Source organism: Mesotoga sp. (assembly GCF_035363035.1).
Classification (GTDB): Bacteria; Thermotogota; Thermotogae; order Petrotogales; family Kosmotogaceae; genus Mesotoga.
Window position 1 is genome coordinate 1 of sequence record NZ_DAOSEH010000118.1, and the last position, 2,687, is coordinate 2,687.

2 protein-coding genes are annotated in these 2,687 nt (G+C 51.1%); one reads left to right on the top strand and one right to left on the bottom strand.

The features are described from left to right. Window positions 1-59 precede the first annotated feature (59 nt). Complete coding sequence (locus PKX57_RS11245) at window positions 60-1,544, bottom strand: hypothetical protein (protein WP_472417370.1); 1,485 nt, start codon at window positions 1,542-1,544, stop codon at window positions 60-62. A 198-nt stretch (window positions 1,545-1,742) separates the two neighbouring features. Between PKX57_RS11245 and PKX57_RS11250 the strand changes: the two genes are divergently transcribed. Continuing rightward, a partial coding sequence (locus tag PKX57_RS11250; RefSeq protein ID WP_472417372.1) for a hypothetical protein occupies window positions 1,743-2,687 on the top strand: 945 nt, incomplete at its 3' end.

A 2,687-nucleotide genomic window follows, 5' to 3' on the forward strand; every position in this document is an offset into this window, starting at 1 on the left:
GCAATAGAAACCAGAGTGATTATTATTACCAGTAAGGTCTTCTTCATTCAAATCACCCCTCACATTTCCGCCCCGACGATTTCGGGCAGATCGAGACCATATATGAAGTTATCTACCACGATACCGTCGATAGTTCTGTTGGCGCCGTCCCTTATGAAATAATCTGTACCGAGTCCCAGAGAGACTTCCTGTCCATTCATCTCCGGCCCGAAGCCGAACTCTACGAAGGCCACAACCTCACCAACTTCTTCGATTTCCGCCGGTTCATTCACGAAGCCTCTTACAAGAACTATTTCATCGCCGAAATCCACGAAGTTGCTGACGTTTTTCTTGTCGGGAATGAAATCGGGGAAGAAGACTTGAGTGACCGTTAAACCCTGCGAATAAAGGAGCGAATTCTGGAGGTACATCAGCTCTCCGTTGCGCGTGTTGTCCGGAGCGAAGTATTCCTTGATCTTGTCGATGTACTCCTTTACATTAGGTGCCACGACTGCGATTACCAGCGAGCCGTCCTCTTCATCCGTCGCCGGCTGCGCCGTGATCGGTGCTATGAAGATCTCGGGTTTGTCCTCGCCGGTGTAGCGGTCTTCAAGTTTGAAGCTCACGTAGGTATTCTTGTTGTTGCCCAGCTCGTCGTAAGCCCTGACATACAGAAGGTAGGTGTGTCCAAGCTCCAACATATAGGGCATCATGAACGTACCTTCCGTGAGGTAGAGCGTTACCAGCTCGTCGTTGAGAAGAATACCGCTGACTGCCGGATCCCAGTCCAGCCAGTCGGTGATCCAGGGATATCCCGCTTCGGTCGTCTCTCTGAACCTTATCTCCACCTTCACTGCCGGTTCGGAAAACTGCCAGCTGGCGAAGATGTACCTTCCGAAAGGTCTGAAGTCTCCGTCGCCCAGACCTCCGTTGTATCTGTCCGAGCCGAAGATAGTGATGGAAGGTCCTGTAGTATCGACTTTGAAGACGTACTTGCTGGGGAGACCGTTGAACTCTTTCGTCTTTACTTCGACGAAGTGAGTGCCATCGGCCAGGCTTTTAAGATCGACTTTCAAGGCGTCGGTCTCGACGAAGGCCGCCCCGTCAACCGAGTAGAGATAGGTGTGAGTCAGTCCGTCGACAGGTTTCCAGGATACCGTGACATCTTTCGAGGCGTAGGCGGCCTGGGTGTTGTCGAAGATAACCGAAGGGCTACCGACGGTGAATTCCAGCTCGTTCGAGTTGAAAGTGCGGAAATTGCTCTCGATGGCCAGTTTCCCCAGAGCTTCCACCCAAACTTTGTAATTGCCGGCCACCAGCTCGGTGGCATATTCGGTTGTCTCTAGTTCAAGGATATCGTCGTTGATATGGAGCTTATAGACTACCTCCTTGAAATCGTCGGCCGTCTCGAACTTCCAGCTGAACGTTATGGTGGTGCCCGCAAGAACCGTGTTCGACCCCGCGTCGGAGCTGAGTGTGACCACCACGAACGGCAGCTTGAAACAGGAAGTTACAAGCAGGACCAGTGCCGTTAGAAGAACCAGCATAAAAGAAATACGCTTCATCCACATACCCCCTTTTTCGTAAGTTATCCAATTTTAGCACCTGACAGAAAAAACTGGTTCAATGTGTGGAAAAACACGTTGCAGAATCTTCCCGAAAGACTCTTTCAAGTTCTCGCTTTGAAGGAAATGAAATATGTATAATCATAACGATCAAATGGAACTAAAAAACTCTGATATCCTTATAAAGGAGGTAGAGGGATGAAGAAAAGCATATTGTTACTGGTAGTGATCGTTGCTGCCATGCTTGTGGTTACTTCTTGTATCAAACCACTCAAACCGACCGAAGCGACTCTCGAGATAACATCGATCGTCGTTTCGGACAATGAAGCCACTATAAGCTGGAAGCTCAACACAACTGCGGAGATAGTATCGGCCAGTTACACTCTTCATGTTGGAGAGGCCGAGTACGAAAGCCAGGAAACCAGCAAAACCGTGACTCTCGCGGCCGGAACTCACCAGGTGAAGGTCGAAGGAGAGATAAAGGGCAAATACGAAGCCACCTACGGACAACCGGCCGTACACGTGGAATCTGAAACAGAAACGGTGGAAATCATGCAGGAGTACGGGAATACGCTCCTGATAAATCTGGTGGAGTACATGACGGGACCGGCCGCCGAAGGAGTCTCCCTGGAGGTCTTCGACGGTGAAACGGGCGCTTTCCTCGGTTCCGGAGAGACCGATATCGAGGGAAAGGCCGAGATAGATCTTCTCTGGCTCCTGTCCCCGGGTCTTCTAGAGGTACGTGAAGTGACGGTGAAAGCAGAAAGAACCGGTCTTGCTCCGAGCGTTCTCGAGGGACTGGCTGTACCGCTGATTCCGTCAAACGAACTGGCCTCCGCAGGCAGCCCCTTGCCTGTTGACATGGCGATCAACAGGGCCATGATCGATCCTCTCGACGGTTCTTACCCCGAAATCGAGATCACGCTGCTGGACGGCAACGGCAACGAGATAGATCCGACAGATGTATCTACCAACGTTTATCTGAATATCGAGTATGCAAGCGATCTGGAATACGATGTCTGGGATGTTCTATACGTGGGCGTCGGATACGTTCCCTGGGCCGGGGTTAGAGATTTTGCGTCTTTTGGCATGTCGAAAGCCGCTTTCGCTATCCCGGCGGAGATCTTCAACGGAGATCTACCG

Coding starts and splice junctions, on each gene's coding strand:
- PKX57_RS11245 (WP_472417370.1), bottom strand. CDS start 1,544: ATGAAGCGTATTTCTTTTATGCTGGTTCTTCTAACGGCACTGGTCCTG.